Raw genomic sequence first — 6,991 nt, 5'->3', positions numbered from 1 at the left:
CGCGACCTACACGACCGCACCGACACCTTCGCCGTCTACGGCATCTAACAAACCATGATCAAAGCGGACGTAAAAGAACAACGCCGGGGCCGTGGCCTGGCAGGCACTTTCGCCTTTCCGGACCTCACGAAACCGTTACAAGATCACCACCTGGTGAATGTCCCGGGTCAAGTGTCTAGGGCCAAGGGCAGCTTCTCTGGCCGAACGCGACCCGAATGCGCAACCCGGAGCCGGACACGACGGCTTCTCGTAGGTACAAATTTCTTCGGGAGCCCGTGGTGGGTAACGGGGTTACGACGGCTCGTCGGCCGCCGGCCTGGGAGCCGAAGGCTGGTCGGTCCGCAGTGGCCGTACGGGTAGCTTGCGGGCAAGAGCACCGAAGTAGGGCAGCTTCGCCCAGCTGTCGTGGTTGCCGATGACGTAGAGGCGTTGTTTGGCGCGGGAGACGGCGACGTTGAAGAGGTTGGGCTGGCTGGCGGCCCAGGACCGGGCGCCCGGGCGGGTGGGGTTGCCGCCGAGGACGAACAGCACCACGTCGGCTTCCTTGCCCTGGGCGGTGTGGACGGTGCCGCAGGTCATGCCCGGGTGGACCGGCTGCCAGCGGCGTCGCAGGCGTCGCGCGACGTCCCGGAACGGGCTGATCACCATGATCTGGGCTGGGGCGACGTTGACGCGTAGCAGGTAGTTGATGATTTGTTCGGTGGCGTCGCCTTCGGCGGGGATCCAGTGTCCGTCGGCATCGGCGCTGGTGACATCAATCCAGGCGCTGTCGGCGACGGTCATCGGGTCCTGGCGAGGCGAAGTGGCGTGGGTCATGAGCTGGTCGTAGACGGCTTCGTTGACGACCTCGAACATCGGGTTGTCGCAGCGGCGATGCACTGTTAGTGGTGCGCCCACCCACACCTCGGTGTCGTCGGGGCCGGGGAGGTGGGTGCCGATCGGAGTGAGCCGGTCGGTGAGGGTCTGCACGGAGCCTCGCCCGGGTAGCCAGGTCTCGGCGACCTGGTGGTGGCGCCGCAGCGCCTGCTGGGTGGTGTGCAGGACGGTGACGACGGGTTCGAGCTGTAGGGGGTCGCCGACCGCGACCAGGCGACGGGTGCGCCAAATCGCGCCGACGGCGATCTGCGGGGCGGCTTGACCCGCTTCATCCACGAGTAGCCAGCCGAGCGCCTCGGAGCCGAGCGGACGCAGTAGCCGGCCGACGGATGCGAAGGTGGTGGAGATGACCGGCACGGTCAGGAACAGCGACTGCCAGGCTGCTCGTACGGCGGGCTCGGGTGCGTCCGGCGGTACCTGGCCGGACAGGACGTCAACGGCAGCGGTCAGGTTGGCGCGCATGATCTTGGCGGTGCTGGCCAGGAACGCTTCGTGTAGGTCCAGCGCGGCGAGGAAGACGCGGGTCCGGGCGCTGTTCCACTCTTCGTCGAGCCACGGCGCCACCAGCTCACGCCGTCGCTTGTCGGCCAACCATGCCTCGTCCGGCACCGTGTCGGCGTGCTTACGGCTCCAATCGTCGAGGGCGCGCCGGCCGTCGGCGAGCTGCCCGGCGGCGCGCCGCAGCGCCTCGGCCGCCGCTGCCTCGTGGTCCGTTGCCGCGGTCTTGGCACGCCGCGTGTGGCCGACGGCAGTCGCGGCGACAGTGACGGATTGCTCTGCGGTGTCCAGAGCCACGGCAAGGGTCTCGTCCTCGTCGTACCAGCGGCGGCTCGCTTTGCCGAAGGTAAACAGGCTGTCCCAAAATCCGGGCTTGAGCCCGCGGTGCTCTCGGCGCCGCCACAGAGCCGCGTCAGCGGTCTGTTGTGCCGCCGCAGCGGCCGCGGCGGCGGCATCGTCGGCCTTCTCCGCCCGCTGCCGCACGGCGACCGCCACCTGATGGTTGCCGACTGCAGCGGTGTGGGTCCGCTGGAGTTCGGGCAGCAGCCGCAGCGCGGTGTGGATGCGTTGGCGGGCCTCGCGTAGCTGCCGCTCGGCGGCGAGGGCGTTGGTGAACGCCTTGACGGCGTGCTGCCACGGTCGCTGGCCCTCGACCTCGGCGTCCTTTAGCCATTCGTGCAGGCCGGGCCCCTCGTCACCGGGATCTTTGTCCGGGTCGGCGGGATCGCCGTACCAGAGCCGGCCGATGAACTCGCGCCGGTTGCGCTTGTTGCCCAGCATCCCGGCGATCATGCCCCAGGCTGGTGCTCCGAGCACTCGCTCGGCATGCTCGCGCAAGTACGACGCCTGCTCCGCCCAGGACTCGTCGATCGCCGTTGTTTGGGGGATCTCCCGGGTAACGTTCGAGAGGGCGCCGTTGTTTGCCGAGGCGACGACGATTTCGAAGCCGACCAGCTCTGGCCGCAACGCCCGAACGCGCCGCTGGTGCTTGTCGCTTCGCCAGCCGAGTGTCTGGTCGGCGAATGCTGCAGTCGGCGTGCGCAGCGTCGCGAGACGGCGGGCCCGTTCGACTATCAGCGCGGCGATCAGGTCGCGCAGCATGGTGGTCTTGCCGGTTCCCGGCGGGCCGTTGACCGCGAACGCCCCGGCTTTTCCGACGAACCGGTCGTGGATCACGTTGATCGCCAGCTGCTGGCTGGTCGCCAGCGAGTGCGCCGGCCGGGCGGGCCACCGCCCGGCCGGTACCCGCTCCGGTGCCAACTCGTCGAGTGGCGCCGGGGAGCGCGCAGACTCGCGTACGTCCCAGCGTGGCAGCCCGGTGATGGTTTCGTCGCTGCTCAGGTAGCTGGCTAGCGCGGCACCACAGTTACCCTCGGCCACGGCCTCGGCGACTCGCTGAAGGTCCTCCGCGAAGAAGCTGTTTAGGAAGTCCGACTGGGCCTCATGCGCCCGGCGGCGGGAGACCAGCTCGCTGTGTACTCGCACCCCAGCGGGGCCGAGCGGGCGGGTCACGCCGAGGTGATCGGCAGTCAGCTCGACCAGCGCCTGGAGCAGCACCGGGGTGACTGGCCGGCTTACCGCCACCCCTTCCTCGGCCAGTTCTGCCGCCTCGTGGTCGTCGTCGGCCGCCGCCACCATCTCCCGTACCCGGTCGCCGTGTACCCGTGCGGAAAGGTCAAACCCGTCCAGCCAGTTCGGTGCCGCCGGGCCCGGCACGGTGGCGCGTCCAACCGCCCACGCCGCTGTGGACAACACCAGCGAGTCCAGCAACAGCCGTCCGTCGTCGGTGACCGCCACCGCGAACAGCGCCGTCTCCCCACGCGGAGTTCGCTCGTCCACGTCAGCGGGGGAGGAGCCGAACACCTCCTGCGCCACCGCGTGAACCCGGTCCAGGGAAAAGACGCCCCCGTAGACGGTGTGCCGCCACACCCGGTCCGCGCTCACCCGTTGCCGGCGCAGCGAATGCCCCTCCTGCCACGGCAAGGCCTGACCCGGCCGGGGCGCATATCGGCGCTCCCGTGGATCCGGTCGGTCGAGGGTTTGCGCCGCGAAGAGTTCCACCGACCGCCAAAACCGTAAGATGTCGCGACGGCGCTGCGCCTCCACACTGACTGGTGTTCGCCGCGCCGCCGCGGAGGCGGCGGCGCCGTCGAGAGCGTTAGGCCCACCCGTCGCCGCTGTTGGCGGGGGTGGGGTCGGGGCCACCTTCCGCACCTGCTCATAGGTCTTCAAGCCAAGATCTGCGAGGGTGAACAGCGCCGGGCACCGCGGACACACCAGGGCCACGTACCGAAATCGCCGGCCTCGGCTCTCGTACGGCTTACGCAGGCTGTGCAGCCGCCCCTGGCACGCGGGGCAGGGCCGGGCCACCGGCTCCTCGTACGACCATCCTGGGGTGGCGAAGCGTCCGACCGCTGCGAGCCGTACCGACCATCTGGCCAGCACCAACTGCTCGACCGTGCCCGTGTCGACCACCCGCGTACTCCCATCTACCGGCGCAGAGGTGATCCTCACTGTAGGCGTCCGAACCAGTACGCACCCACCCCTGTAGACAGAGGTTGGGCTATCCACAGCCACGGGTCTGCCCGCTGGCGGCCTCGACCGCTAAAAGGCCTAGCCGACTGGCCGAAGCCAACGGCAACGGGGGCCGACACCCTTGCCGCGAACCCCATTGGCAGCACATTCGACGCTCACGAAGCGTGACACGATCGACGAGATGGTATCGAACACAGACCACTTGAATATCGGTCTCTGTCAGTGCCGGCCCCTGGAACGCCAACCCCGGCCCATTCCAGTGGACAGCGACGGCCGACGAAATCCTCGCCAAGGTCCAATTTGTACAGACCAGCATCAAACAACTCGTCGACAACAACGCCAAGTAAACCCAACAAGATCACGGGACACTAGCCGGTAACTCAGTCCCTCGGGCCAGCTATCGAAGCGCGGGGCCGACTGACCTGCGACGCCCTAGAAATAGTCGAGCAGTTCCGCCTGCTGTCCCGAGCCGAGCAGGTCCAGCGCCCCGGGGTCTGTCCCCGGGACGCAGCGCAGTAGGCCAGCCTCCGCGACGGCCTGCGCTGTCGTGGCGCCGAGATAGAGCAACCCGAAGCCCTGTACGGCCAGGCGCAGCCCGGGTTCAGAGTCCGTACGCTGCAAACTGGCTGAGCCGTCGGCGACCTCCAGGCGCCAGGAACCGGTGTTCCACGGTGCCAGGACGTCGTCGAGCGCGAAATCGACCTGGCCCCGTGCATGTGGCGGCCAGCCACGGCTCTGCACCGCCCGGACGACGTCGACTGGCCGGTGCATCCACATCTGTTGTTGGTGCTCGCGGGCGATCTCCAGGGGCAGTTGCGCGCTCACCGCGTCGTGGCCCAGCAGGCACAGGCGCAGTGTCGGCGTGACGCTCCGCCAGCCGGCAAGCACGCCGACGAGCTCTCGGGCCGCCTCCGCCGTAGCGGCGAACAGGTCGAACACGCTCAGCACGGCTGTCGCGTCGTACCCCTGGCCGCGCTCCCAGCTCGCGTACCCGACGAGCTGGTCCCCGTCGTGCACCAGGGTTAGCCCGTCCACGCCGGGCGGTAGGGCGGCCGTCTCGCCGGTGTCATCGAACAGTGGTCCTCGCCGGGTCAGCAGACCACACCGGTGCCGGGCCACCCGCTCGTATAGTTCCGCGACGGCGGGCAGGTCCGCGGCGGTGCCTGGGCTGACCGAGAGGTGGGGTGACGGCCGGTGCCGGGGCAGCGCCATGGTGGCCAGGTCGACAGTGCGCAGCGTGCCACCGGTTTCCCAGCCGCAGCTCCGGTACGGTGCCGCCACGGTCGGAAACAGCGCGCTGATCGCCGCGCCGCGTTCCCGGGCCCCCCGCAGCACGGCGCCCAGCAGCGACCGCGCCACGCCGCGTCCGCGCGCCTCTGGCAACACCGCAACTGAGGCGATGTCCGCCGCGGTCACCGGGCGCCCGGCCCACCACTGCTCGTGGTGCAGATCGGTGGCTCCGCCCACCAGCCGCCCACCAGGGTCGAAGGCGCCGTAACGGGTGATGCCCGGCACGGCGACCGGGGACTGCGGTGTCGGCGACGACCGACCGAACGCGAGCCGGCCCAGCTCCCACGCCGCCGGCATGTCGTCGGCGTGCAACTCACGAATCTCCACGGGTGCGTTCACCGCCGCAGCTTAGTGAGGGGTGCGCCGCCGCGTAAACGGTTTTCAAGGCGGCTGGCAGGAGGATCGGAGGCCGACCTGCACCAACCGCGGGTGTCAGCAGGCTGGGACGATCACCGCGGTGGCTTGGGCCCGTAGCCGCGACCGGCGATCGGCTGCCGCACCGGCTCCGCCGGCTTGCCCCGACAGGTGGTTCTCGAACTCGCTGACACGAACTTCTGGAACGGTCGGGCGGTTGCGAGAGGGACAGACTACCGGCTCTCGGACTCACGGACAGAACCAGCGCCTGCAACTCGGCGCCGCCGCCCTCCTGCCGTGGCGAGCCTTGGATACCGCCCCGTTACCGCGACCGAGCGAGCCGCAGTGCACGATCACATGCTGGAGTTCCTCACCGAGCTTTGGACCTCTCCGCAACAGCTCGACCGTTGGGCGCACTGGCTCGACCTGACTGCTTCGAACACGACGACCCCGGACATCGTCGGATGCAGCACGCAGTCAGTCCTCGTCGCCCGCGTCCGGGTCGCGCAGCATACGCCTGGCGCCGCCGAGTTCGGGCAACTGGAATGAGTAGTGGCCATGGACGTTGATGTGCTTGCGCAGGTACGGCGAGAGCCGAGCCACGTCAGCTTCCAGGACCGGGTAGCCGGAGGCCCGGAGCTGTTTGACGAATCAGGCTCCGCCGCGCCGGAACAACCGCGTCATCAGACGATGATCGTGGATGCAGATCTCGCTGCCAGCACCATGCTCGGCGTGACTCACCGTGATTGCTGGACGAGCCAAGAACGCGAATACAAGACACTTAGATTACGCGACCCTGCCAGTCGACTAGGCCGATGAGGGTCGGCCGGTCACACCGTGTCGACGGTCGGCACCCGACGTTCGTCCGGTGGCGCGTCGGACTTGTTGAGGTGCATGATGTGACCGGTGGCGGTGAACGTCTCGTTGCCGACCAGCGGGCCGGTCCGGGTCTGTGTGACGGTGAACCCCTCGCTGGCATAGAGCGCCTCGGCGGCCGGGTTGCCGTCGAGCACGGTGACCTCGACCCGGGGCCCGGCGGCGGCGACCGCGTGGCCCAGCAGCGCCCTGCCGATTCCCTGCCGGTAGCGTTGCGGGTCGACGTACAGCCAGGTTACTTCGTCGTCGTCGAGTGCGACGAAGCCGGCTACGCTGCCACCGGCCTCTGCCACCCACAGGTGCCCGTCGAAAAGCCCTTCTCGCTCGGCGGTCTGCGTGAGGGTCAGGAAAGCCTCGACCCCGGCGGATCCGCGTAACTCGTCACGTCGCGCGGCGTCGTGAATGCGCGCGATCGCATCCCAGTCGTCGTTGGTGTAGGGCCGAATCTCGATCTCCACCTGCGGCATGTCGACAATCCTTGCCGCCTCTTTCGACCGACGCAACAGATTAACCGCCCAGGTGATGCCGGCATCGGCACGCGACAGGATCGGCGGTGTCCTCC

4 protein-coding genes and 2 pseudogenes are annotated in these 6,991 nt (G+C 68.9%); 2 read left to right on the top strand and 4 right to left on the bottom strand.

The window, feature by feature from the left end; translation table 11 throughout:
- Positions 1-291: 291 nt before the first annotated feature.
- Positions 292-3,849, bottom strand: coding sequence for a DEAD/DEAH box helicase (locus K228_RS0112070; protein ID WP_025618669.1), 3,558 nt, complete (start codon positions 3,847-3,849; stop codon positions 292-294).
- A 293-nt stretch (positions 3,850-4,142) separates the two neighbouring features.
- Here K228_RS0112070 and K228_RS30170 point away from each other — a divergent pair.
- Positions 4,143-4,256: pseudogene (locus K228_RS30170) on the top strand (IS630 family transposase); the annotation flags it as partial.
- An 85-nt stretch (positions 4,257-4,341) separates the two neighbouring features.
- Here K228_RS30170 and K228_RS0112065 read toward each other — a convergent pair.
- Complete coding sequence (locus K228_RS0112065; RefSeq protein WP_025618668.1) at positions 4,342-5,526, bottom strand: GNAT family N-acetyltransferase; 1,185 nt, start codon at positions 5,524-5,526, stop codon at positions 4,342-4,344.
- 324 nt (positions 5,527-5,850) lie between these two features.
- Here K228_RS0112065 and K228_RS25550 point away from each other — a divergent pair, with 324 nt between their 5' ends.
- Complete coding sequence (locus K228_RS25550; RefSeq protein WP_155251573.1) at positions 5,851-6,102, top strand: hypothetical protein; 252 nt, start codon at positions 5,851-5,853, stop codon at positions 6,100-6,102.
- Here the strand turns inward: K228_RS25550 and K228_RS30045 are convergent.
- Together K228_RS30045 and K228_RS0112055 are read right to left on the bottom strand one after the other, a co-directional pair.
- Positions 6,031-6,189, bottom strand: a pseudogene (locus K228_RS30045) (hypothetical protein); the annotation flags it as partial. The gene K228_RS25550 and the pseudogene K228_RS30045 sit on opposite strands and share 72 nt — an antisense overlap.
- 194 nt (positions 6,190-6,383) lie before the next feature.
- On the bottom strand, positions 6,384-6,896 hold the full coding sequence (locus K228_RS0112055; RefSeq protein ID WP_025618666.1) for a GNAT family N-acetyltransferase: 513 nt from the start codon (positions 6,894-6,896) through the stop codon (positions 6,384-6,386).
- Positions 6,897-6,991: the final 95 nt, after the last annotated feature.

Origin of the sequence: Salinispora cortesiana (assembly GCF_000484695.1) — a bacterium.
Taxonomy (GTDB): domain Bacteria; phylum Actinomycetota; class Actinomycetes; order Mycobacteriales; family Micromonosporaceae; genus Micromonospora; species Micromonospora cortesiana.
The sequence above is the reverse complement of the archived record's forward strand: the minus strand, read 5'-3'. Positions and strand labels throughout refer to the sequence as shown.

What these genes read in the sequence shown, in the direction of transcription:
- K228_RS0112055 (WP_025618666.1), bottom strand. Translation starts at nt 6,896, where the DNA reads ATGCCGCAGGTGGAGATCGAGATTCGGCCCTACACCAACGACGACTGG.